A 24,864-nucleotide genomic window follows, 5' to 3' on the forward strand; every position below is an offset into this window, starting at 1 on the left:
CAGCGCCGGCCAGGTCGCCATCCCGGGAGGATCAGGCGTCCAGCCAGACCTTCTCAAAGTGCTGCTCGAGTGACTGGTGCTGTTCGCAGCCATGCACGCCTTTGCGATAGGTCCGGTAGACCGAGCGCCAGTAGGGCTGGATGATGATGCCGCTATCGCGCAGATTCTGCTCGATCTTGGCCATGATCTCCTTGCGCGCCTTGGCGTCCGGCATCGCCAGTGCCTTGTCGAGAAGTTCATCGAACTCCTTGTTTGCGTAGGCGCTCTCGTTCCAAGCAGCGCCCGATTTGTAGGCAAGCGCCAGCACCTGGACGCCGAGCGGGCGTCCCAGCCATTCGGTGGTGGAGAAGGGATATTTGCTCCAGTCGTTCCAGAAGGTGGCAGCCGGCAGCACGGTGCGTTTGATCTTCAGCCCGGCCTCGCGCATCTGCGCGGCGATGGCGTCGCCGGTGCTCTTCTGCCATTCGACATCGACGGAGATGAGGTCGAATTCGTGGTCGGCCTTGCCGGCCTCGGCGAGCAGTTTTTTCGCTGCATCCATGTCACGCTTGGCCGGGCCGATATCGGCATATTCGGGGTGCATCGGGCCGACATGGTGGTTGTCGGCGGGCTTGCCGCGACCGCCGAGACCGAGCGCCAGCACGGCGGAATTGTCGACGGCAAGCTGGGCGGCGCGGCGTACCTTGACGTCGTCATAGGGCGCATTGCCGACATTGAAGCGCGCCACGATGGTTGAGCCGGTGGCGATCTCGGAATTTTGCAGGCCCATCTGCTCGGTCTGCGAGACGGCGTCGGAGGCGGTTTCATGATCGGTGTCGATCTCGCCGGATTCGAAGGCTGACAGCATGGCGTTGGGATCGGAGCCGTAATCGACCCATTTGATGCCGTCGAGATGGAACTCGCCCTTCCACCATGGCTTGTCCTTGCGCTTCACCTCGGCGCCGGTCTCGGCATCCCACTTCACCAGCTCGCAAGGGCCGGTGGTGATCGCCAGCGCCTTCATCGGATCGCCGTCGCCCTCATAGGAGCGGTGCATGATCAGCGCTGGATAGTCGGCCATGCCGGCGATCAGCGAAATATCGGGCTTCGGCAAATTGAGTTTGACGGTGAAGTCGTCGACCCTCTCGATGCCGCCATCGACCAGTTTCTTGGTTTCGGCATTCACCAGCGCGCCCATGCGCGCGGCGACCGAATTGCCTGCTACCGAGGCATCGCACCAGCGGGTGAGATTGTGGATGACGTCGTCGGCGTTGAAGGCGTCGCCGTTCGACCAGGAAATGCCCTTGCGCACATGCAGCGTCAGCGTCTTGGCGTCGTCGCTCGCCTCCCAGCTTTCGAGCAGCCAGGGTTCAAAAGTGAAGTCGGTGTTCCAGCGCACCAGATACTCGTTGCAATGGCGCGCGACGTTGGACATTTCGACACCGTCGAAGGTGCGCGGATCCTTGAATCCCTTGACGTTCATGGCGACGCGCAAGGTGCCGCCGCGCTTGGGTTCCTCGGCTTTGGCCCGGGAGGCGCTGAGTCCACCCAGCGCCAGCGCGCCGGCAGCGCTGACGCCGAAGGCGGCCATCGTGGCGAGATACCCGCGCCGGTTCAGGGAGCCCTTCCTGAAATCGTCGGCGACGGGCTTGGCCTGCGGGTGCAATTTTCGGTCGGTCAGCATGAACTTCATCGTCGTTCCCTCTTGTTGGGCGCCTCGCCGCAACGCCGATGCGGGGGCGGATGCGTTTCGCCGGGACGCCATTGCCTTGAGGATGATAGGGCGGGGTGATGCGGGGGAGTGTTCGCGTTTCCGCAGTTCTTGTGCGTTGTTCCGCAGTGAGGATGACAGCCGATCTCCCCCCATGTGGGGGAGATGTCCGGCAGGACAGAGGGGGGCGCTGTCCCGCCGACCTCTCAGCCAAGTTCAACTGAGCCCTCAAAGGATTTCGGATAGTCAGAGGATCGAAGGCTGCCGATCCTTCGCGCCCCCCTCTGGCCTGCCGGCCATCTCCCCCACGAGGGGGGAGATTGGCGCTCCGCCGTTGGCTCTCAATAAGGCCACTCGCCTTTACCCAGCGCCGCAACCGCCGCGATGATGCGCACAAAGGCCTCGGCGGCACGCGGCACGGTCGTGCGGGCGCGCAGAAAGCTGTGCACCAGTCGCGGTTCCTCATGCCACCATGCCTTGCCGCCAGCGGTAACAATCCGGTCGCGATAGGCCTCGCCATCCGAGGACAGCGGATCGCACTCAGCGGTGATGATGACCGTCGGCGGCAGGCCGGAGAAATCGCTGTCGCGCAGTGGCGAGAATGTCGGATCATCCGGCGACTGGGCCGGGCCTGAGCGGATGGTGCGGTAGAATGCGATGTCGCATGTGGTCAGCAGCGGCGCCTCGCTGTGCTCGATGTAGGAGCCGGTGTTCTCGTCGCCGCCAAGGACGGGGTAGATCAGCACCTGACCGGCCACGGGGCGGCGGGCGTGCCCGCGCGTGGCATGAGCGACCGCGGCGGCGAGATTGCCCCCGGCGCTCTCGCCACAAAGCACGATCGGCAGATCGCTCGTTGCCGCGGCCCATTCGAACACGGCCAGTGCATCGTCAAAGGCGGCGGGATGCAGATGCTCGGGCGCCAGCCGGTAGTCGGCGGAATGCACGGCAAAGCCGGTGCCGGCTGAGATTTCGGCGCAGATGTCATCATGGCTATCGAGCCCGCCCAGCACGAAGCCGCCGCCGCGGTAGCAGACCACCATCGCACGCGGCGCCTTGCCGGCAGGCTGGTAGTGCCGGACTGGAATGCTGTGATCGCCGGCGACGATCAGGCCGTCACTGACGGATACTCCTGGCGGAGTGCCCTGGTGGAAGGCCCGGCACATCGCGTCATAGACATCGCGTTGCCTGTCGATAGGCAGTTCGGCAATCTCGGGTGGGTACCAGTCGTTGACCCGATCGATATAGGCCCACAAAGCCGGGTCGAGCCGCCGGGTATACTTCCCGCGCTTCGTCATCTGGTGGATCGTGCCCATCGCAATCCGCTTCCGGCGTCAGAGCTCGTCGTAGAGCCGCGCCGCGTTCTCATAGGTGAAGCGCAAAGGCACCGAGCCCTCGACCTGCCACGTGGTGACCGTGTCGCCTGCCATCAACCTGCAGGCATCAAGCGTATTGGTGACGGCGCCGCCATAGAGCCGGTTGGCGAGGTTGAGGATGGCGGTCTGGTGCATGGCGGCACTGGCACTGCCGCAGGCGTCCTTGACCAAAAGCACACGAAAGCCCGATGCCACCGCATCCCTGACGGTGGCGTCGATGCAGGCCTCGGTCCATACGCCGGCGACGACCAGCCACTCTATCCCCACGGATTTGAGGTCGCGCGCCGCCGGTCCCGAACGGAAGGCGCTGGCCTCCGCCTTGATCAGCAGCGCCTCGCCATTGGCGGGCGCCACCTCGTGGCAGATTTCCGTCAGGGGATCGCTCTTGTCGGAAAAGGCTGACTTGCCGTCGGCATCGAGCGGATGGAACGGCCGCGCCTTGGCGGTATCGACGATATAGGCCCAGTGATAGAGTGGCACGAAGTTGCGCCGCGCCGCCGCCTGCAGGCGCTGGACGTTGGCGAGGATGTCGTCAAAACCTTCGACCAGATAGCGCTTGTCCTGCCGATGCTCCTCCTGGAGATCGATGAACACCGCCGCCACCGTGCCACGCTTGATCGAGATGGGGTTTTTCATACTGCGCCTTCGTCATCCACGGGCGGAGCGGGAGCGAAGCGGACGCGCAGACCCGAGGATCCATGCCGCGAGCTTAGCCGAGGAATGCAGCGGCGCAGATTCCCAACCGCTGCGGCGCGCTGAAGTCGCGGCATGGATCCTAGGGCCTGCGCCGCGTCGCTTCGCTCCTTGCTTCGCCCTAGGATGACGAAAGCGCGGTTGCCGTGGCTAGTCTCGAAGCTTTGCGACATCGCACCGAACTCAATGCTGCATACCCGCTTCAAACCTGCTTCTCCAAAAACTCATCCTCATAAGGAAAGCGCGACAAAAGCTCGGTGCCGGTCTCGGTGATCAGGATCTCGTCCTCCAGCTTGACGCCCTCGCGGCCGCCTTTCTCGCCGATATAGCTTTCCACGCTCACCACCATGCCGGGCACGACGAAACCATCGCGGCCATAGGTCTCGTAATCCATGGCATGCGCGATGAACGGCGTCTCGCCATGCATGCCGACGCCGTGCATGACCGAGGTATAGCGCTGGTCAACGAAACGATCCGGAATCTTCCAGGCCTTTTCCGCGATCTCTCGAAACGCCATGCCCGGCCTGACGACCCCGATGTTGTGTTGAACCTGGTCGTGCGCCATGCGGTAGAGCGATTTCTGATAGTCGGTCGGCTTGCCAGGCCCGCAGCGAAAGGTGCGGGAGAAATCGGAATAATAGCCGTAGCAGCCGATCGTGTCGGTATCGAGCGCCAAAAGTTCGCCCGGCCGGATCTTGCGGCCGCTCGCCTCGTTGAACCATGGATTGGTGCGCTGGCCCGAGGTCAGCAGCCGCGTCTCGATGAACTCGCCGCCTTGGCGGATCACCTCGCCATACATGATGGCGAACAGCTCGTTTTCGGAGACGCCGGGCTTGATCGCCTCGCGCACGGCGTAAACGGCGGCTTCCGCGCCGGCCATCGACACCTGCAGGCATTTGACCTCCTCAGGCGTCTTGACCGCGCGCACCGCCAGGATCTCGCCCTGGCAATCCCGGACCTCGCAGCCGCGTTTTTCCAGGGCCAGAGCCTGCAGATGGCTGCAGCGGTCGAGGCCGAGCTTCATCGAGCCGCCGCCCTGCTTCTTCAGCAGCTCGGCAATCTCGTCGGCGAAGGGTCCGGCGGTCTCGTCGTCGCGTCCCGATACGGAAGACCAGACGAGCTTGGAAGGCCGCGCCTCGTCGATCGTGTCGAGCACCATCGAGACATGGTAGCTCTGCGGATATTCGAACAGCACGATCGGCCCGACGGTGGGGATAAAGAAATAACGGGTCGAATTGCGCAGGAAATAGCCGAACATGTTGCGCGAGCCGGTGGCGTAGCGCTGGTTGTAAGGGTCGAACAGCACAACGCCGCCATAGCCGGCCTCGCGCATCCAGCCGCGCAGTTTGGCGAGCCGGCCTTTGCGCAACGCATCCGCATCGATGAAGGACGGCTCGGTGTCGGACAGCCACATGCCGCCGGCCGGGTCCGCGGTGGCGGGGTGGCGCATGCGGTCCTTGAAGTCCACATCCTCGGTGCTGTCGGGGTCGAATACGACGATGCTCATGAGTGCCTCCTGAAGCCTCGACCATAGCGGGGCAGGGCGTCAATCTTGTGCGGCATTCCGCAAATGTCGTGCTGGATGCCGCAGGGTGGCTTAGCTAGAAGCGAGCAACGACGCGATCCTTCACGCCCCCCTCTGTCCTGCCGGACATCTCCCCCACGAGGGGGGAGATTGGCAGCTTCGCTTGCCGCGCTCTCCCTTCAACGTTGCCGATTTGGCGAAGGCCGGCGGGACATCCGATCTCCCCCCAAGTGGGGGAGATGTCCGGCAGGACAGAGGGGGCGCTGTCCCGCCAACGTTGTGCTGCGTCAGCCCGCACCACCTAATGCCGTCGCATCGCCTTCGGCGCATGCCCATGCTCTTCGCGAAACGCCCGCGCAAAACTCGACATCGAGGCGAAGCCGCAGGCAAGCGCCACGTCGCGCACCATCAGCGTTGAATGCGCCAAAAGGTCGGCGGCGCGCTTCAGCCTGAGCCGCCGGTAATAGCCGTTGGGCGAGATGCTGAGTTCCGAGCGAAAATTGCGCTCCAGCTTGTCGGAGGAGACGCCGAGCCGTTCCGCCAGTTCCGTCATGGCGAGCCGCTCCTCCACCGCGTCCTCCATGATGGCGATGGCCGACAGCACCAGTTCGTTCTGGACGCCGGTGCGCAGCCTGAGCGGCATCAGCTTGCGATCGACGCTGGAGCGCAAAGGGCTGTGCACGAACCATTCGGCGACGCCGGCCGCAAGCTCGGCGCCATAGTCGTTGGTGATGATCTCGAGCATCATGTCGAGGCTGCCGACGCCACCGGCCGAAGTGAAGCGCTTGCGGTCGATGACATAGAGATCGCGCCTGAGCTCGATATCAGGAAACGCCTCGGTGAAGGCCGCCTGGCTGGTCCAGTGCAAGGTGCAGGCATGGCCGTCGAGCAGGCCGGCTCGCGCCAGGAAGAAGGCGGCATCCGCCACCGCGCCGATATGGGCGCCACCCCGCAGGCTCTTGCGGATCCAGTGCATCGCGTCATCAGCCACGACATGGTCGGCATTGCCGCCCGAGCAGACGACGATGCGATCGACCTTCGGCGCATCGCCGGCGAAAAAGCCCGGCTGGATGACGACGCCGTTCGAGGCTTCGACCGGTCCTTCGGCGGCGCCGACGATCACCCAGCGGTAGCAGTCTTTCTTCGCCAGCACGTTGGCGGCGCGCAGCGGCTCGATGACCGAACTGAAGGCCATCATCGGAAAGCCGGGAAACACCAGCACGGCGAAGGTGGGGGGGTCTGCGTTTGCCGTCGGCTGCGCATGGTCGCGTTTTCCGCTGGTGGCATTCACGATGGCGATTTTCCCGGACGCGTCATGGCTGGCTGTCGCAAACTGTAGCGGGCAGTTGGGCGCGCTGGCAACGGAGACGACAAGCGATACCTGCGCCCGCCCGCTCGGCCAGCGAACCAACCGTTCACCAAACGGGATAGGAAAACCTTAAGCGGAAACAGCGAGACTGACAGCGGGTCATGGCGATGGAACGCTGGCGGTGGAACTCAACTACGACTTCGAACTGCAATCGATTTTTCCGAAGGCCGTCTGGCTCGTCCCCGAATGCAAGGATCTGCTGGTCCAGGTCGGCATCGTCCACAACATGAAGGGCAATTACGTCGCGGCCTTTGTCGATCCTGCAACTTCCGTTGCGCTGTGGCGAGGGCCGGCCGAACTCAGGTCGACATTGATAAAGTCTGGCTGGAGCACGCTGCCATACGAAGGCGAGGCAGCGCCCGATAAGGCGCAATTCCTGATCCCGCAATTGATGGACATGCATGCCAAGCACAAAAGCGGCGCCTATGACGCACAGGCCGTCAAATATGCCGTTTGGGATATTTACCGCTTCACCAACCAGCTGACCGTCGGAGAGATTCTGGGCGCCGACGGCCAACCGACCTGTTCGCCGCTGACCCAGCAGAGAATGAAAGACGCCCGGCCAACCTCCGCCTTCGACGCCAGCAAAGCGGTCATGACAATGGCGTCCGACGCGCGAAATCATCGTCCAGCCGACAATGCTGCGCCACCGGCACCAGCCCCATCAGCCGGTGCCAGTTCCGGCCTGCTTGGGCGCGCCGCTCGCGTCTTTGGCCGCCGGCCGAACTGAGCGCCGATACCCAGTTCAGGGCGAGTGAACGGCTGAGCGCAGCCGCGCTTTCGGCCGGCAGCATCTCAATTGTGTATTTCCCAACCGCTGCATTGGTGGCAGACAGGCAGCGGGCGTTTCGGCACGCCGGCAACGGAGACGAGGCATCATGTTTGCGGCCAAGGCCATCGACAGCACCGACAAGGCAGCTTTCTACCGCGACCTCGCCGCTCAGTTGAAAGCGCTGCTCGATGACGAGCGCGACTCAATCGCCAACGCCGCCAACACTGCCGCGCTGATTTTCCAGATGGTGCCCGATCTCAACTGGGCCGGCTTTTATTTCATGGCATCAGAGGAAGAATTGGTGCTCGGGCCCTTCCAGGGCAAGCCGGCCTGCGTGCGCATCGCCGTCGGCCAGGGCGTGTGCGGCACCGCGATCGATCTCGAAATGTCGATGCTGGTCAAGGATGTGCACGACTTTGCCGGCCATATCGCCTGCGACGCCGCCTCGCGCTCTGAGCTGGTCGTGCTGCTCAGGGACAATGACGGCGTCTTCGGCCTGATCGACCTCGACAGCCCGACACCCGGCCGTTTCGACAAGGCCGACCAGGCCGGCATCGAGGCGCTTGCCGCGATCTATGTCGCGGCAAGCTCGTTCGAGGATTGAACGGCTTTAAGCGAACTTCACCAGCATCAGGCTGAAGCAGCCGATGAAGAGAAACGCCGAGAAGGCGAGTGCCAGGGGCCGCAGGCCGCGCGAGCGCAGCTGCGAAATGTCAGCCTGCAGGCCCATGGCGGCGAGCCCCATGGTCAGCATGATGGTGGTGCCGAGCGCCATGGCCGACTTCACTTCGGCCGGCACGGTGACCAGGCTGTTCAGCGCCACGACAGCGATGAAGGCGGCAACGAACCACGGCATCGGCGGCCGGGCAGCCGAGCGATCGCCGCTCGACTTGCGGCGCGCCATCAGGCCAAGCGCGATGACCATCGGCGCCAGCATGGCAACGCGCGTTAGTTTGGCCACCGTGGCGATCTCACCGGATTGGGCGCCGTTCTGGAAACCGGCGCCGATGACCTGCGCCACCTCATGGATGGAGGCGCCAGCCCACAGGCCGAACGCATGCTGGTCGAGGCCCAGCACAGGCGCCAGCAGCGGGAAGCCAAGCATGGCGACGGTGCCGAACAGCGTGATCGAGGCGACGGCATAGGTGACGTCCTCGTCGCGCGCATCGGTGACGATGTTGGTGGCGACGATGGCCGAGGCGCCGCAGATCGAAGTGCCGGCGGCAATCAGCTGCGCCAGCTTGCGGTCGACGCCGAGCAGCCGGCCAAGCGTGGTGGTGAAGACGAAGGTCGCGCCAAGCGTGGCCGCAACAATCCCGACGCCGCTGGCGCCGATGGAGACGACCTGGCCGAGCGTCAGCTGGAAGCCGAGCAGCACGATGGCAAAGCGCAGCAGGCGCTTCTGAGAGAAGGCGATGCCGGCCTTGGCGTGGGCGGGCGTGCCGAGCACATTGGAATAGATCATGCCGGCGACGACGGCGAGGATCATCGGGCTGAACAGCGCGAAGCCGGAGACATTGTGGGCCGAGAAGGCCACAGCGGTGATCATCGCCACCAGCACGATGCCCGGGATGACGCCGTTCCACGCCGAATCGAGCCGCTTGCGGCCCGCCACCAGATCGGCAGAAATCGTGCTTTTCGGAATATCGTTCGCAATGTGGGTGGCGGCAGACAATGCAATTCTCCAGTCGACTACGCCGGAGGAATGCCATTCCCGAACCGATCTTTCCAACGAATTGTTTTGGTTAGAATGATCGATTTTTACGAACGATCGAACGGCGCCTTCGAGGCCAATGTGTCGCTCTACAAGAAGCATGGCTATACGATCGACCGGGAGGAGCCGTTCATGGGCGGCATGACGGTCTATATGAGCAAGAAGCTGGCGTGATCGCCAACAGACAGGGAGGATCGGATGGCAGTCAGGGTGCGGTTGAAGCCACTCTCGGGGCGGTATGCGGTTTCGCGCCTCGAAGCAAAAGCGAGCATTCCCGGCTGGGCAGACGGGCCAGGCTTCGTCAGCATCACCAGGACCGAGGACGAGCTCTCGATCGTCTGCCTTCAGGAGCGGGTGCCAGACGGGGTGAAGCACGACAGGGACTGGGTCGCCCTGAAACTCCAGGGTCCCTTTGCCTTCGACGAGACAGGCATCGTGCTGTCGGTGATAAAGCCATTGTCGGAAAACGAGCTCGGCATTTTCCTGGTGTCCACTTTCGATGGCGACCATCTGCTCGTCAAAGCCAAGGATGAAGCCGCGGCAAGGGGGCTTCTGGCCACGGCGGGACACACGCTTCTGTAGCCGTCTGGCTCAATTGCCAGCCCTTGCGTTTGACATCGCTCTTGCCGCATCGTTATCTCTGAATCGATACGACGATCCGCCGATCGCTCCCCAATCAGATCACAAATCCCCCGAGGAGAAATCCATGTCTCACAATCTGCAGTTCTATATCGATGGTGCCTGGGTGGATCCGGTCGTGCCCAATAGTTTCGACGTCATCGACCCCTCGAACGAGGATGCTTTCGCGCAGATCTCGATCGGCTCCAAGGCCGATGTCGACAAGGCGGTGGCTGCCGCCAAGCGCGCCTTCAACACCTTTGGCTTCACCGAGGTCGCCGAGCGGCTCGACCTCTTGAACCGTATCATCGAAGTCTACAAGAAGCGCAGCGCCGATCTGGCGGTCGCCGTGTCGCGCGAAATGGGCGCGCCGCGCCAGATGGCGCTCGACAGCCAGGTGGGCATCGGCCTCGCCCATCTGCAGAAGATGGCCGAGACGCTGAAGACTTTCCAGTTCCGCCACGTCAAGGGCAACCATCTCGTGGTCAAGGAGCCGATCGGCGTCGTCGGCCTGATCACGCCGTGGAACTGGCCGCTGAACCAGATCACCTGCAAGGTCGGTCCCGCGCTTGCCGCCGGCTGCACCATGGTGCTGAAGCCGAGCGAGATCGCCCCGCTCGACGCCATCATTTTTGCCGAAATCCTCGACGAGGCCGGCGTTCCCAAGGGCGTCTTCAACCTCGTCAATGGCGACGGGCCGGGCGTTGGCCAAGCGCTGTCCAGCCATCCCGATGTCGACATGATGTCGTTCACCGGCTCGACCCGCGCCGGCATAATGGTGGCCAAGGCGGCGGCCGACACGGTCAAGCGCGTGCATCAGGAGCTGGGCGGCAAGTCGGCCAACATTCTGTTTCCCGATGTCGACCTGGAAAAGGCCGTCAGCAAGGGCGTCGCCGGTTGCTTCAGCAACTCAGGCCAGTCCTGCAACGCGCCGACCCGTATGTTCGTGCCGCGCGACCGCCATGACGAGGCGGCCTCCTATGCCAAGGTGGCGGCGGAAAAGTTCACCGTCGGCCCCGCCGATGCGCCCGGCACCAAACTCGGGCCTGTGGTCAGCCAGATCCAGTACGACAAGATCCAGGACCTGATCCAGAGCGGCATCGACGAGGGTGCTACGCTGGTGGCCGGCGGCCCCGGCCGTCCGGCCGAACTCAACCGCGGCTACTATGTCAGGCCGACCGTGTTCGCCGACGTGACCTCGGACATGCGCATCGCCCGCGAAGAGATCTTTGGACCGGTGCTGACGATCCTGCCCTATGACAGCGTCGAAGAGGCGATCGGCACCGCCAACGACACCGTCTATGGGCTGGCCTCCTACATCCAGGCCAAGGACATGAACAAGGCCCGCGAAGTCGCCGCCCGCATGCGCACCGGCAACGTCTACATCAACTACCCCACCTGGGACGCCGGCCTGCCGTTCGGTGGCTACAAGCAGTCCGGCAACGGCCGCGAGTATGCCGAATACGGGCTCGAGGATTTCCTCGAGATCAAGGGCATCGCGGGCTATGAGGCGGCGGAGTAGGGTTTGACCTGCCCGGGGGCCGGCGATTGGTGCCGGCCTCCGGCAAGGGCGGCGGCCGGCGGACCACTATCGCTGCCAAAAACCCACCTCCTTGTCTCAGCCACAACGGACGAGCTAAGGTCCCAGGGGATTTTGCCGGGGGGCAGTTGGTTGTCGCAAATCGTTCAATACCAGGTCTTTGTCGATGACCATTTTCATTACCGGGATGAGAGTGAACGCTACCTGGACGCAACATTTCCGACCTACGATGAGGCCGTGACGCGATGTCGAGCCATAGTCGACGCTGATCTCGAGCACGCACTCAAACCGGGCATGACCGCCGAGAAACTGTTTGAACTCTACAGCCTGTTTGGCCCGGATCCGTTCGTCTTGGCAGAACCTCGGCAGAAGATTGATCCACCGTTCTCCGCCTGGGAATATGCGCAGGCGCGAAGCAAGATCTTGACGAGCGCCTCAGCCGCCTCGCCGGGCTTGCCCTTCAGCTAGGCTTGGGAGTCGACTGCGTTTGTGCAGTGCTCATGCGCCTGTCGCTTAGACTCCGGTCCCAGCCCTCCATGCCGCATTGCACAATCTGCCCGCTTGTACATATTGAGGCATGGTCCGCTCCTCACTCGCCGTTCTGGTGATCGACGAAAACCGCATCCGTGCCTCGATCATCGAGGCCGGTTTGCGTGAGGCCGGCCATGAGCGGGTCACCGTCATCCATGATGTGTCGGGCATTGCGCGGCGGATCGCCGAGATCGAGCCCGACGTCATCGTCATCGATCTGGAAAATCCGAACCGTGACATGCTGGAAAACATGTTCCAGCTGTCGCGTGCGGTAAAACGGCCGATCGCCATGTTCGTCGACCGCTCCGACCAGGCTTCTATTGAGGCGGCGGTCGATGCCGGCGTGTCCGCCTATGTCGTCGACGGCCTGCGGCAGGAGCGCGTCAAGCCGATCCTCGACATGGCGGTCAGCCGCTTCAACGCTTTTTCACGCATGGCGCGCGAACTGGAAGAGGTTCGCGGCGAGCTCGAGAGCCGCAAGGTCATCGACCGCGCCAAGGGCATTCTGATGAAGTCGCGCGGCCTCTCCGAGGAGGCCGCCTACACGCTGCTGCGCAAGACGGCGATGAACCAGAACCGCAAGATCAGCGACATCGCCCAGAGCCTGGTGACCGCCGCCGGGCTGCTCGGGCCGTCGGAGGACGAATGAGCGCGACACATCAGATCACCGCCGGTTTCATGCCGCTCTTCGACAGCGCCGTGCTGGTCGCGGCGAGCGAACTGGGGTTTGCCGCGCGCGAAGGCGTTGATCTCACGCTGCACCGCGAGACCTCATGGGCCAACATTCGTGACCGCATCGCCATCGGCCACTTCCATCTCGCCCATATGCTGGGGCCGATGCCGCTCGCCTGCAATCTCGGGCTGACGCCGCTCGCTTCCGAGACCATCGTGCCGTTCTCGCTGGGGTTGGGCGGCAATTGCGTCACCATCTCCAACGCCGTCTGGGAAGGCATGGCGGCGCATGGTGCTGTGCCCGATCTCCAGCCCGCGCGGGCCGGTGCAGCCCTCGGCGCCTTCATCCGCGAGCGCGCCGCTGCCGGCCGCGATCCGCTGCGCTTTGCCGTCGTGCACCCGCATTCCGGGCACAATTACGAACTGCGCTACTGGCTTGCCGCCTGCGGCATCGATCCATCTCACGAGATCGAGATCGTCATCGTGCCGCCGCCCTTCATGGCTGACGCACTGGCCGCCGGCCGCATCGATGGCTATTGCGTCGGCGAGCCCTGGAACAGTGCCGCGGTCGCCGCCGGCATCGGCCACATCGTCACCGTCAAGGCGCTGCTGTGGAAGAACAGCCCGGAAAAGGTGATCGGCGTGCGCAAGGCGTGGGCCGACGAAAACCCGGAGGCGCTGGCGGCATTGCTGCGCGCGCTGCATCATTCCGCCCGCTGGTGCCAGGACCCTGCCAACCATGGCGAACTGGCCGCGGTGATGGCCCAGCCTGGATTCCTCGGCCTGCCGCCAGCGGTGCAGATGCCGATCCTGACCGGGCACCTCAGGCTGGGCGAGGGCGCGGAACTTGATATCGCCGACTTCTTCCTGCCCTTCGACAAGGCGGCGAACTTTCCCTGGAAGAGCCATGCGCTATGGTTCTACACGCAGATGGTGCGCTGGGGGCATGTCGCGCACACGCCGGAAAAGCTCGCCATTGCCCGCGACTGCTACCGTCCCGACCTCTACCGCTCGGCGCTGAAGCCGCTTGGCGTCGCGCTGCCCGGCGCCAATGCCAAGGTCGAGGGCGCGCTGAAGGCCGCGACCCCGGTCGGTTCGGCAGGGGCAAGCCTCGTGCTCGGTCCCGACGGCTTCTTCGACGGCCAGATCTTCGATCCCGATGAGATCGACGCCTACATTGCCGGCCAGACATTGGCCCGCTCGCAGGCCTGATCATTTTCGCGCCATTCTTGTGCATTGCACAAGAATTGTGCGTGCAACTGCGCTAATGAACAATCTTTGGCTTGCTTGCCCAGCGAGCCGGCGCACCGAAGATTGTATCATATCATTGATTTAATTGACATTTGTCATCCGCCACGAAACTGGCACGGTTCCTGCTTTGCAATAGGCAGGCCCTTCTCGGGGTCACGCAACAGGCGTCCAATGGCGGGCGCTACAGGCAAAGCTGCCGCTCAGGTCAACACGCGATCCCGGATGGACGGACGCGCGCGGCCTGGCCGGCGGCTTTTTTGTTTTGATCGAAACGCAATCGATGGCGCGGACCCAAGCTGCGCCCAACCGGAGACGACGATGACGAAACGCATCAAGACCGAAGCCCCTCTCGAGGGCATGACTCGCCGCAATTTCCTGATGGCAAGTGCTGCCACCGCTGCAACCCTGGCGGCAGCGCGTGCGCTGCTGCCGTCTGGAGCCTATGCAGCGACCGCCGCTCCGGAAGTCACCGGCGCCAAGCTCGGCTTCATCGCGCTGACCGATGCGGCACCGCTGATGATCGCCAAGGAGAAGGGGTTTTTCGAGAAATTCGGCATGCCCGATGTCGAGGTGCTGAAGCAGGCCTCCTGGGGCGCGACGCGCGACAATCTGATGCTCGGCGGCGAAGCCAACGGCATTGACGGCGCCCATATACTGACGCCGCTGCCTTACCTCATGCACACCGGCAAGGTGACGCAGAACAACCAGCCGATGCCGATGGCGATCGTGGCGCGGCTCAACTACGACTGCCAGGGCATTTCGGTCGCGCAGGAATATGCCGCCACCGGCGTCGGCCTCGACGCCTCCAAGCTGAAGGATGCCTTCGCCGCCAAGAAGGCCGAGGGCAAGGAGGTCAAGGCCGCCATGACCTTCCCGGGCGGCACGCATGATCTCTGGCTGCGCTACTGGCTGGCTGCCGGTGGCATCGATCCCGACAAGGACGTTTCCACCATCGTCGTGCCGCCACCGCAGATGGTCGCCAACATGAAGGTCGGCAACATGGACGTGTTCTGCGTCGGCGAGCCGTGGAACGAACAGCTCGTCCATCAAGGCGTTGGCTTCACCGCCGCCACGACAGGCGAGCTTTGGAAGGGTCACCCCGAAAAGGCGCTCGGCCTGCGCGCCGAATTCATCGACAAGTACCCGAACGCCACCAAGGCGATCGTCATGGCCGTCATGGCGGCCCAGCAATGGTGCGAAGCCAAGGAAAACAAGGACGAGATGGCCGCCATCATCGGCAAGCGGCAATGGATGAACGTGCCCGTCGCCGACATCATCGGCCGCCTCAAGGGCGACATCAACTACGGCAATGGCCGCGTCGCCAACGGCACCGATCTCTACATGAAGTTCTGGAACGGCGGCGTGTCCTATCCCTTCAAGAGCCACGATACGTGGTTCCTCGCCGAAAACATCCGCTGGGGCAAATTCGCACCGACCACCGACATCAAGGCGCTGGTCGACCAGGTCAACCGCGAGGATATCTGGCGCGAGGCGGCCAAGGACCTCGGCGTCGCGGCAAGCGACATACCGGCGTCGTCGTCGCGCGGTGTCGAGACCTTCTTCGACGGCAAGACTTTCGATCCGGCCAACCCGTCGGCCTATCTCGACAGCCTGAAGATCAAGGCATCGGCTTAGGCGCAACCGCGCTTGCGCGGTTGTCGCCCAGCGCGACCAAAGCACAAACGGCGCAAAGCGCCGTTTGTCGCCCAACGACCCAGGAGTGTTTCGAAAACATGTCCATCCAAACCATCGAGGACACCAAGGTGAAGACGTTCCCCGCGCCGGCAAAGCCCGCCGAGGTGATCACCTTCACCGCCAAGGCGAGACGCCGCTTCGACCTGGCGGCGATCGCCGGCAGACTGGCGAGCGCGCTGGTGCCACCGGTCATCGTCATCGCCCTGATGCTGGTCGTCTGGCAGATTGCCTGTTCGTCGCCCACCGCAAGCCTGCCGCCGCCGAGCCAGGTGTGGAACGAGGCCTACGATCTGATCGCGCATCCGTTCTTCAACAACGGTCCGCAGGATATCGGGCTGGCTTGGCGGGTGCTGGTCTCGCTGCAGCGCGTCGCCATCGGCTTTGGCCTGGCGGCCATCGTCGGCGTTGCGCTCGGCGCGCTGGTCGGCCAGTCGATCTGGGCGATGCGTGGCCTTGATCCGGTGTTCCAGATCCTGCGCACCGTGCCGCCGCTGGCCTGGCTGCCGCTGTCGCTGGCGGCGTTCCGCGATTCCAGCCCGTCGGCGATCTTCGTTATCTTCATCACCTCGATCTGGCCGATCATCATCAACACTGCCGTCGGCGTGCGCAACATCCCCGAGGACTACCGCAACGTCTCGCGCATCCTCAGGCTCAACCAGCTCGAATTCTTCGTGAAGATCATGGTACCGGCGGCGGCGCCTTACATCTTCACCGGCCTGCGCATCGGCATCGGCCTGTCCTGGCTCGCCATCGTCGCCGCCGAAATGCTGACCGGCGGCGTCGGCATCGGCTTCTTCATTTGGGACGCCTGGAACTCGTCGCGGCTGCCCGACATCATCGTCGCGCTCGCCTATATCGGCGTCACCGGTTTTTGCCTCGACCGCCTGGTCGCTGGCGTCGGCGCCTTCGTCACCCGCGGCACAACGGCAAAGTGAGGAGAGGGGCGATGACGGCCTATCTGAAACTCGACCATATCGACAAATCCTTTGCCCGCGGCAATCAGGTCAGCGAGGTGCTGAAAGACATCAGGCTGACCATCGACAAGGGCGAATTCGTCTCGATCATCGGCCATTCCGGCTGCGGCAAGTCGACCTTGCTCAACCTGATCGCCGGACTGACCAAGGTCTCCGCCGGCGCCGTGCTGCTCGAAGACAAGGAAGTCGACAGCCCCGGACCGGAACGCGCCGTGGTGTTCCAGAACCACAGCCTTTTGCCGTGGCTCACCGTCTACGAAAACATCAATCTGGCGGTGTCCAAGGTTTTTGGCCGCAGCAAAAGCCGGGCCGAGCGGCATGACTGGATCATGCGCAATCTCGACCTCGTGCAGATGGCGCATGCCAAGGACAAGCGCCCGGCCGAGATTTCGGGCGGCATGAAGCAGCGCGTCGGCATTGCCCGGGCGCTCGCCATGGAGCCGAAGATTCTGCTGCTCGACGAACCGTTCGGCGCGCTCGACGCGCTGACCCGCGCCCATCTGCAGGATGCGGTGATGGACATCCATTCCAGGCTCGGCTCGACGACGATCATGATCACCCACGATGTCGACGAGGCGGTGCTGCTCTCCGACCGCATCGTCATGATGACCAATGGTCCGGCGGCGACCATCGGCGAAGTGCTTGCCGTGCCGCTCGCCCGACCGCGCCGGCGCGTCGAACTCTCTTCCGACCGCACCTTCCTGCGCTGTCGCGAGGCGGTGTTGAAGTTCCTCTACGAACGCCACCGCTTCGTCGAAGCCGCGGAGTAAGGCCATGACCGAAAAGCGTATCATCATCGGCAATTGGCAATCTGCATCGACAATGGGCAATATACCGCATTGCACAAATATTATGCTGCTGTGCAGGGCATTCTGACTAATCTTTGATCCGCTGCCGGGCTTGGTCAAAAGTCGCGCGGCTGCGGTTCACATTGATTTCATTCGATAATCTGGAGCGCTGTCGAATTGGCACGCTTCCTGCTTTTCGGAATGCAGGTCCGCAAGGGCCAAGTGACACGGCGTCCAATGGCGGGCGCCACAGGCAAAGCTGCCGCTCAGGTCAACACGCGATCCCGGATGGGCGGACGCGCGAAGACCTGGCCGGCGGCTTTTTTGTTTTGATGCAATCGACGGCGCTGGTCCCAAGCGGCGCCCAACCGGAGACGACGATGACGAAACGGATCGGAACTGGCGCGTCCCTCGCGGACTTCACGCGCCGCGACTTTCTGGCCAGCAGCGCGCTGACGGCGGCGCTGTTCATCGCGGCACTCCTGCTGTTTCCCGTCGGCGCAAAGACCGAAAGCAAGGACCTGACCGTCGCGGGCACGGTCTCGTCGCAAGCACCGATGCCGCGTCGCTGATCATTCACCCACAAAACATCCGCGGTGCCTCTCACACCGCAAACCGGAGCCAGACATTGACCGCAAATCTCCCAGCCGCGCCCAGCCAGGACAGTGCTCCCCGGCAGGCGCTTGTGATGTCCACCATCGCTTTCACCGTCTGCTTCGCGGTGTGGACGATCTTTTCAATCATCGGCGTACGCATAAAGCAGGAGCTGGGGCTGAACGAGACGGAGTTCGGCCTGCTGGTCGGCACCCCGATCCTCACCGGTTCGCTCGTGCGCATGGTGCTCGGTGTCTGGACCGACCGTTTTGGCGGACGGCTGGTCTACACCGCGACCATGCTTGCGGCGGCGGTCGCGACTTTCCTGCTGGCTTTTGCGCATACCTACGGGCAGATGCTGGTCGCTGCGCTCGGCGTTGGGCTCGCCGGCGGCTCCTTCGCCGTCGGTGTCGCCTATGTCTCGCGCTTCTTCCCGTCCGGCAAGCAGGGCACGGCGCTTGGCATTTTCGGTGTCGGCAATGTCGGCGCCGCGGTCACCAAGTTCCTGGCACCGTTCGTGCTTCTCTCCTGGGGCTGGCAGTCGGTCGCGCTGATCTGGGCCGCAGCACTCGTCGTCATGGCCGCCATCTTCTGGTTCACGACCGGCGACGATCCGGTCATCCGCGAGCGCCGCGCAGGCAAGGCAGCACCGACCAGAAGCTTCTGGCAGGAATTCGCGCCGCTCAAGAACCTGCAGGTCTGGCGCTTCGCCTTCTATTATTTCTTCGCCTTTGGCGCGTTCGTGGCGCTGTCGCTGTGGCTGCCCCGCTACCTGATCGGCGTCTACGGCTTCGGGCTTGCGACCGCCGGTATGATCGGCGCGGCCTATTCAATTCCCGCGAGCATCTTTCGCGCCTATGGCGGCGTGCTTTCCGACCGGATCGGCGCCCGCACCGTGCTCTACTCGACCTTCTCTGTCAGTGCCGTTGCGACTCTCGTTCTGTCTCTCCCCTCGGCAGACTACGTCGTGCGCGGCATTAGCGGGCCGATCGCCTTCCATTTCGAGATCGGCCCGCTCGCCTTCATCGCCGTCGCCTGCGTGCTTGGCTTCTTCATGAGCCTTGGCAAGGCCGCCGTCTACAAGCACATCCCGGCCTACTATCCGCAGAGTGTCGGCGCCGTCGGCGGCGTGGTCGGCATGATTGGCGGGCTGGGCGGCTTCATCCTGCCGATCGCCTTCGGCGCCCTCAACGACCTCACCGGCGTCTGGTCGAGCTGCTTCATGCTGCTCTTCGTCATCGTCGTCACCTGCTTTGCCTGGATGCATTTTTCCATCCGGCGGATGGAGCGCACGGCGTCTGCCGAAACCTCAGGCCTTTCCTACGCGGCTGAGTGAGACCGGAGTGAATCAAGACATGACCGAGAAACTCGTCATCATCGGCAACGGCATGGCCCCAGGGCGCATGCTGGAGCATCTCCTGGAAAAGGCGCCTGGGCGCTACCAGGTCACCATCTTCAACGCCGAGCCGCGCGTGAACTACGACCGCATCATGCTGTCGCCGGTTCTGTCGGGCGAAAAGGCCTATGAAGAGATCATCATCCATGGCGACGGCTGGTACATCAAGCACGACATCACCCTCTACAAGGGCCACAAGATCGTCGCCATCGACCGGCAGGCAAAGACCGTCACCTCCGATCATGGCGTGACCGAGCCCTACGACAAGTTGGTCATCGCCACCGGCTCGGTGCCGTTCATCATCCCGGTGCCGGGCCACAACCTGCCGGGCGTGCTGACCTATCGCGATCTGGACGACGTCCGCGCAATGATGCTTGCTGCCCAGTCCAGGGCCAAGGCGGTGGTCATCGGCGGCGGCCTGCTCGGACTGGAGGCCGCGGCCGGCCTCAACGCGCAAGGCATGGACGTCACCGTGCTGCATGTCATGCCGACGCTGATGGAGCGCCAGCTCGATCCCGCCGCCGGCTACCTCCTGCAGCGCGCCGTTGAAGAACGCGGCATCAAGGTCATCACCAAAGCCAACACCCAGGCGATCACGGGCAACGGCAAGGTCGAGCAGGTGGAACTTGCCGACGGAACCATCATCCCGGCGACGCTGGTGGTCATGGCGGTCGGCATCCGGCCGAACGCCGCAATCGCCAAGGAGGCCGGCATTGCTGTCAATCGCGGCATCGTTGTCGATGCCGGCATGCGCAGCAACGATCCTGATATCTTCGCACTCGGCGAATGCGCCGAGGTCAACGGTATGGTCTACGGCCTTGTCGCGCCGCTCTATGAGATGGCGCGCGTCACTGCCAGCCAACTGGCCGGCGACGAGGCTGCCGCCTTCGTCCATTCGGACACGCCGACCAAGCTCAAGGTCACCGGCATCGAGCTGTTCTCGCTCGGCGATTTCGCCGATGGCGACGACCGCCAGGAAATCGTGCTGCGCGACGCTTCGGCCGGTGTCTACAAGCGGTTGGTGCTGAAGGACGACCGCATCATCGGCACCGTGCTCTACGGCGAGACGGCCGACGGCGCTTGGTTCAACGACCTCAAGAAAAAGCAGACCGACATATCGGAGATGCGCGACACGCTTATCTTCGGCCAGTCATACCAGGGGGGTGCCCCCCTGGACCCTATGGCGGCCGTTGCAGCCTTGCCGGATGATGCGGAAATCTGCGGCTGTAACGGCGTTTGTAAGGGAAAGATCACTGGCACGATTACCGGGAAGGGCCTGACGTCGCTGGACGATGTGCGCGCCCACACCAAGGCGTCCGCCTCTTGTGGCTCCTGCACAGGGCTGGTCGAGAAGCTGATGGTGCTGACCCTCGGCGACACGTACAACCCCGCCGCCGTGCAACCGATGTGCTCCTGCACCACGCTCGGCCATGACGAGGTGCGCCGGCTGATCAAGGCCAAGGGGCTGAAGACCATTCCGGCCGTCATGCAGGAGCTGGAATGGAAGACCTCCTGCGGCTGCGCCAAATGCCGGCCGGCGCTCAACTACTACCTCGTCTGCGACTGGCCGGACGACTATGCCGACGACTACCAGTCGCGCTTCATCAACGAGCGCGTCCACGCCAACATCCAGAAGGACGGCACCTATTCGGTGGTGCCCAGGATGTGGGGTGGCGTCACCAACGCCGCCGAATTGCGCGCCATCGCCGACGTCGTCGACAAGTTCGAGATCCCGATGGTCAAGGTCACCGGGGGACAGCGCATCGACATGTTGGGCATCCGCAAGGAGGATTTGCCGGCGGTTTGGGCCGATCTCGGCCAGGCCGGCTTCGTCTCCGGCCATGCCTATGCCAAGGGCCTGCGCACGGTGAAGACCTGCGTCGGCTCCGACTGGTGCCGCTTCGGCACGCAGGATTCGACCGGCTTTGGCGTCCGCATCGAGAAATTCATGTGGGGCTCGTGGACGCCGGCCAAGGTCAAGATGGCGGTGTCGGGCTGCCCGCGCAACTGCGCCGAGGCGACCTGCAAGGATGTCGGCGTCATCTGCGTCGACAGTGGATACGAGATCCACTTCGCCGGGGCCGCCGGCCTCGACATCAAGGGCACCGAAGTGCTCGGCCTGGTCAAGACCGAGGACGAGGCGCTGGAGCATATCGTGGCGCTGACGCAGATGTACCGCGAGCAGGGCCGCTATCTCGAGCGCATCTACAAATGGGCCAAGCGCATCGGCATCCCGGAGATCAAGCGCCAGATCATGGACGATGCCGACAAGCGCAAAGCCTATTACGAGCGCTTCGTCTTTTCCCAGAAATTCGCCCAGGTCGATCCATGGTCGGAGCGCGTTTCAGGCAAGGACAAGCACGAATTCCGGCCGATGGCTTCGGTCGGGTTTGCGCAGGCGGCGGAGTGATGGAGATGTCAGCGCGAGCCGCCCCCCTCTGGCCTGCCGGCCATCTCCCCCTCAAGGGGGGAGATCAGATGTCACAACGGCCTTCGCCAATCGTCAACGCTGCAGAACTGGCGTTGAGCCCGAAGCTGCCAATCTCCCCCCTTGAGGGGGAGATGTCCGGCAGGACAGAGGGGGGTGCCTTGGCGCATTCCTATCAAGCAAAGGCACGTCAATGACCTGGATCGCTATCGGCACTCTCTCCGACATCCCCAGCCGCGGCGCGCGCTGCGTCGCCACGCCGCAAGGCAAGATCGCTGTCTTCCGCACCGCGGACGACGAGGTCTTCGCCATCGAAGACCATTGCCCGCACAAGGGCGGGCCGCTGAGCCAGGGCATCGTCCATGGCGCGGCGGTGACCTGTCCGCTGCACAATTGGGTGATTTCGCTGGAAACGGGCAAGGCGCTCGGCGCCGACGAGGGCGCGGTGCGCACCATCCCGGTGAAGCGGGAAGGCGAGCGCCTGTTCCTGGCGCTGGAAGCGCTTGCCAGCCGCGCGGCCTGAACTCATGGAAATCGACGCAGCACGCGAGGTGAGGACCACCTGCCCCTATTGCGGGGTGGGCTGCGGCGTGCTGGCGAAGGTCGCCGCGGACGGCGAAGTATCCGTCCGCGGCGATCCCGACCATCCGGCGAACTTCGGCCGGCTCTGCTCCAAGGGGTCCGCACTTGCCGAGACCATCGACCTCGACGGCCGGCTACTCTATCCCGAAATCCATGGACGCCGCGCCGGTTGGGACGAGGCGCTCGACCGCGTCGCCTCGACCTTCTCGCAAACCATCGCCGAGCACGGTCCGGACGCGGTCGCCTTCTACGTTTCGGGACAGCTGCTGACCGAGGATTATTACGTCGCCAACAAGCTGATGAAGGGTTTTATCGGCTCGGGCAACATCGATACCAATTCGCGGCTCTGCATGGCTTCGTCGGTCGCCGGCCACCGCCGCGCCTTTGGCTCGGACACCGTGCCGGGAAATTACGAGGATCTAGAGCTTGCCGACCTGATCGTGCTGGTCGGCTCCAATCTCGCGTGGTGCCATCCCGTGCTCTACCAGCGCATTGCCGCGGCCCGCGAAAAGCGGCCGGAGATGAAGATCGTGCTGATCGATCCGCGCCGCACCATGACCGCTGACATCGCCGACATGCATCTGGCGATCGCGCCGGATGGCGACGTCGCGCTGTTCACCGGCCTGCTCGCCTGGCTTGGCCAGCACAACGCGCTCGACCGCGCCTATATCACGGAGCACACGGCCGGCTTCGGGCAAGCGCTTTTCGCCGCATCCGTACTCGATCTTGCCGGCATCGCCGCCGCCACGGGCCTGAGCGAGGAGGAACTCACCCGCTTCTACAGCCTGTTTGCCGCCACCGCGAAAACCGTCACCGTCTACAGCCAGGGCGTAAACCAGTCGTCGTCGGGCACCGACAAGGTCAACGCCATCATCAACTGCCATCTCGCCACCGGGCGCATCGGCAAGCCCGGGGCAGGGCCGTTTTCGGTGACCGGGCAGCCCAATGCCATGGGCGGCCGCGAGGTTGGCGGCATGGCCAATATGCTGGCCGCGCATATGGAGATCGAAAACCCCGACCATCGCGACCGCGTGCAGCGCTTCTGGAACGCGCCTGATGTCGCGCAAAAGCCCGGCCTGAAGGCGGTCGAGATGTTTCAAGGCGTGGCCGACGGGCGCATCAAGGCACTGTGGGTCATCGCCACCAACCCGGTCGATTCGATGCCGGACGCCGACGCCGTCGAAGCGGCGATCAGGGCTTGCCCCTTCGTCGTGGTGTCGGACGTGCTGACCAACACCGACACGGTCCGTCACGCCCATGTCAGACTGCCCGCCGCCGCCTGGGGCGAGAAGGACGGCACCGTCACCAATTCCGAGCGCCGCATCTCGCGCCAGCGTGCGTTCCTCAGCTTGCCCGGCGAGGCGCGGCCCGACTGGCAGATCATCGCCGAAGTCGGCAAGCGGATGGGTTTTGCCGAGGCGTTTGCGCATGAGACGCCAGCGGAGATTTTTACCGAACACGCCGCGCTGTCGGGTTTCGAGAATGACGGGGCGCGGGATTTCGATATTGGGGCTTATGCCGGTGTCGATAGGGAGGCCTATTCAGCGCTGGAGCCGTTCCAGTGGCCAGCGCCGAGCCAAGGCACCCCCTCCAGCACCCGCTTCTTCGCCAACGGCAATTTTTACACCTCCGACCGCAAGGCGCGTTTCATCGCCGTCCGCCCGACGGTGGAAACCCGCACGGACGAAAAATTCCCGCTGATCCTCAACACCGGCCGGGTCCGCGACCACTGGCACACCATGACGCGCACCGGCAAAAGCCCGCGGCTGTCCCAGCACATCGCCGAGCCCTTCGTCGAAATCCACCCGGTGGACGCGCAGCACTACGGCATCGGCGATGCCGACATCGTGCGCGTCTCCAGTCCGCGCGGCGAGGTGCTGGTCCGCGCGCTGGTCACGTCTCGCCAGCGCCACGGCAGCCTGTTCGCGCCGATGCACTGGACCGACCAGTTTGCGGCCAAAGGCCGGCTCGACACGTTGACCGCGCCGCTGACCGACCCGATCTCCGGCCAGCCGGCGCTGAAACATGTCGCCGTCCGCATCGAGAAGTTTGCCGCCAAGGCCTTCGGCTTCGCAGTGATGCAACGGCTGCCGGTGGCGGTTGCCGCAAGCTACTGGGCCGTGGCCAAATGCCGGGGCGGCTGGCGCGTCGAGCTGGCTTTTGCCGATGACGACATCGACTGGGCCGCATTCGCCGGCTCATTGTTCGGCGCGCCGTCGGGTGCCGATATCCTCGCCTATCACGACCGCGACGCCGGCCAGCACCGCATCGCCGCCTTCGATGGCGATCGTCTGTCGGGAGCCTTGTTCGTCGCTCCCGGGCCGGTCGCCGTGTCGCGTGGCTGGGCAGCGGAACAACTTGAGGCGACGTATACCGGTCAGCGCGAGCGTTTCCGCATCGTCGCTGGCCGCGCCGGCACCGAGCGGCCGGATGCCGGCGCCATCGTCTGTTCCTGCTTCAGCATCGGCGCCAACCAGATCGCGGCGGCGGTAAGGACGGGCTGTGCGACCGTCGAGGCCATCGGCAGTGCCCTGAAGGCCGGCACCAATTGCGGCTCCTGCCGCGCCGAAATCCGCGGGATCATCCAGGCCAACCGGGTGCAGGCGGCGGAGTGAGGGCGCAGAGTCCGGGCTGCTAGAGCATGATCCCGAAAACCAGC

The 24,864-nt window shown here is 64.0% G+C and carries 22 protein-coding genes; 16 read left to right on the plus strand and 6 right to left on the minus strand.

What is annotated here, in order from left to right:
• Positions 1-31: 31 nt before the first annotated feature.
• The 5 genes from AC1DX6_RS30190 to AC1DX6_RS30210 all read right to left on the minus strand — a co-directional run bounded on the left by AC1DX6_RS30190 (position 32) and on the right by AC1DX6_RS30210 (position 6,479).
• Positions 32-1,672, minus strand: a complete 1,641-nt coding sequence (locus tag AC1DX6_RS30190; RefSeq protein WP_477320187.1) for an ABC transporter substrate-binding protein — start codon at positions 1,670-1,672, stop codon at positions 32-34.
• 359 nt (positions 1,673-2,031) lie between these two features.
• The gene (locus tag AC1DX6_RS30195) at positions 2,032-2,985 is read right to left on the minus strand and encodes an alpha/beta hydrolase (RefSeq protein WP_477320189.1); all 954 of its coding nucleotides are present in this window, start codon (positions 2,983-2,985) and stop codon (positions 2,032-2,034) included.
• A 36-nt stretch (positions 2,986-3,021) separates the two neighbouring features.
• Positions 3,022-3,699 (minus strand): isochorismatase family protein, encoded by a 678-nt coding sequence (locus AC1DX6_RS30200; RefSeq protein ID WP_477320191.1) that lies wholly within the window; start codon positions 3,697-3,699, stop codon positions 3,022-3,024.
• 259 nt (positions 3,700-3,958) lie between these two features.
• A complete protein-coding gene (locus AC1DX6_RS30205; RefSeq protein ID WP_477320193.1) occupies positions 3,959-5,263 on the minus strand; it encodes a M24 family metallopeptidase in 1,305 nt (434 codons plus the stop codon).
• Positions 5,264-5,582: 319 nt separating this feature from the next.
• On the minus strand, positions 5,583-6,479 hold the full coding sequence (locus AC1DX6_RS30210; protein ID WP_477320239.1) for a GlxA family transcriptional regulator: 897 nt from the start codon (positions 6,477-6,479) through the stop codon (positions 5,583-5,585).
• Between the two features lie 292 nt (positions 6,480-6,771).
• Here AC1DX6_RS30210 and AC1DX6_RS30215 point away from each other — a divergent pair, with 292 nt between their 5' ends.
• Complete coding sequence (locus tag AC1DX6_RS30215; protein WP_477320194.1) at positions 6,772-7,380, plus strand: hypothetical protein; 609 nt, start codon at positions 6,772-6,774, stop codon at positions 7,378-7,380.
• Between the two features lie 148 nt (positions 7,381-7,528).
• Complete coding sequence (locus AC1DX6_RS30220) at positions 7,529-8,026, plus strand: GAF domain-containing protein (protein ID WP_477320196.1); 498 nt, start codon at positions 7,529-7,531, stop codon at positions 8,024-8,026.
• 6 nt (positions 8,027-8,032) lie between these two features.
• On the opposite strand, the gene AC1DX6_RS30225 is transcribed toward AC1DX6_RS30220, so the two are convergent.
• The gene (locus AC1DX6_RS30225; protein ID WP_477320198.1) at positions 8,033-9,097 is read right to left on the minus strand and encodes a YeiH family protein; all 1,065 of its coding nucleotides are present in this window, start codon (positions 9,095-9,097) and stop codon (positions 8,033-8,035) included.
• Between the two features lie 75 nt (positions 9,098-9,172).
• Between AC1DX6_RS30225 and AC1DX6_RS30230 the strand changes: the two genes are divergently transcribed.
• The 14 genes from AC1DX6_RS30230 to AC1DX6_RS30295 all read left to right on the plus strand — a co-directional run bounded on the left by AC1DX6_RS30230 (position 9,173) and on the right by AC1DX6_RS30295 (position 24,820).
• On the plus strand, positions 9,173-9,310 hold the full coding sequence (locus tag AC1DX6_RS30230; protein WP_477320200.1) for a hypothetical protein: 138 nt from the start codon (positions 9,173-9,175) through the stop codon (positions 9,308-9,310).
• A 24-nt stretch (positions 9,311-9,334) separates the two neighbouring features.
• A complete protein-coding gene (locus tag AC1DX6_RS30235) occupies positions 9,335-9,718 on the plus strand; it encodes an ACT domain-containing protein (RefSeq protein ID WP_477320202.1) in 384 nt (127 codons plus the stop codon).
• Between the two features lie 124 nt (positions 9,719-9,842).
• Complete coding sequence (locus tag AC1DX6_RS30240) at positions 9,843-11,276, plus strand: aldehyde dehydrogenase family protein (RefSeq protein ID WP_477320204.1); 1,434 nt, start codon at positions 9,843-9,845, stop codon at positions 11,274-11,276.
• A 150-nt stretch (positions 11,277-11,426) separates the two neighbouring features.
• Positions 11,427-11,762, plus strand: coding sequence for a hypothetical protein (locus tag AC1DX6_RS30245; RefSeq protein ID WP_477320206.1), 336 nt, complete (start codon positions 11,427-11,429; stop codon positions 11,760-11,762).
• A 109-nt stretch (positions 11,763-11,871) separates the two neighbouring features.
• A complete protein-coding gene (locus AC1DX6_RS30250; protein ID WP_477320208.1) occupies positions 11,872-12,474 on the plus strand; it encodes an ANTAR domain-containing response regulator in 603 nt (200 codons plus the stop codon).
• The gene (locus AC1DX6_RS30255; protein ID WP_477320210.1) at positions 12,471-13,709 is read left to right on the plus strand and encodes a CmpA/NrtA family ABC transporter substrate-binding protein; all 1,239 of its coding nucleotides are present in this window, start codon (positions 12,471-12,473) and stop codon (positions 13,707-13,709) included. Before AC1DX6_RS30250 ends, AC1DX6_RS30255 begins: the two co-directional genes overlap by 4 nt.
• A 357-nt stretch (positions 13,710-14,066) precedes the next feature.
• Positions 14,067-15,383, plus strand: a complete 1,317-nt coding sequence (locus tag AC1DX6_RS30260) for a CmpA/NrtA family ABC transporter substrate-binding protein (protein WP_477320212.1) — start codon at positions 14,067-14,069, stop codon at positions 15,381-15,383.
• A 98-nt stretch (positions 15,384-15,481) separates the two neighbouring features.
• Positions 15,482-16,378 (plus strand): nitrate ABC transporter permease, encoded by an 897-nt coding sequence (ntrB, locus tag AC1DX6_RS30265; RefSeq protein WP_477320214.1) that lies wholly within the window; start codon positions 15,482-15,484, stop codon positions 16,376-16,378.
• Between the two features lie 11 nt (positions 16,379-16,389).
• Positions 16,390-17,187, plus strand: coding sequence for an ABC transporter ATP-binding protein (locus AC1DX6_RS30270; protein ID WP_352732537.1), 798 nt, complete (start codon positions 16,390-16,392; stop codon positions 17,185-17,187).
• A 398-nt stretch (positions 17,188-17,585) separates the two neighbouring features.
• Positions 17,586-17,777, plus strand: a complete 192-nt coding sequence (locus AC1DX6_RS30275; protein WP_477320217.1) for a hypothetical protein — start codon at positions 17,586-17,588, stop codon at positions 17,775-17,777.
• 116 nt (positions 17,778-17,893) lie between these two features.
• Positions 17,894-19,135, plus strand: coding sequence for an MFS transporter (locus AC1DX6_RS30280; RefSeq protein ID WP_477320219.1), 1,242 nt, complete (start codon positions 17,894-17,896; stop codon positions 19,133-19,135).
• A gap of 19 nt (positions 19,136-19,154) precedes the next feature.
• Positions 19,155-21,605 carry a nitrite reductase large subunit NirB gene (gene nirB / locus AC1DX6_RS30285; protein WP_477320221.1) on the plus strand — a complete coding sequence of 817 codons (2,451 nt, stop codon included), beginning with the start codon at positions 19,155-19,157 and terminating at the stop codon, positions 21,603-21,605.
• A gap of 211 nt (positions 21,606-21,816) precedes the next feature.
• Positions 21,817-22,146 carry a nitrite reductase small subunit NirD gene (gene nirD / locus AC1DX6_RS30290; RefSeq protein ID WP_477320223.1) on the plus strand — a complete coding sequence of 110 codons (330 nt, stop codon included), beginning with the start codon at positions 21,817-21,819 and terminating at the stop codon, positions 22,144-22,146.
• A gap of 4 nt (positions 22,147-22,150) precedes the next feature.
• Entirely contained in the window at positions 22,151-24,820 is a 2,670-nt protein-coding gene (locus AC1DX6_RS30295) for a nitrate reductase (RefSeq protein WP_477320225.1), read from the plus strand.
• The last annotated feature ends 44 nt before the right edge of the window (positions 24,821-24,864 follow it).

This window comes from Mesorhizobium sp. P2_C4 (assembly GCF_056404575.1).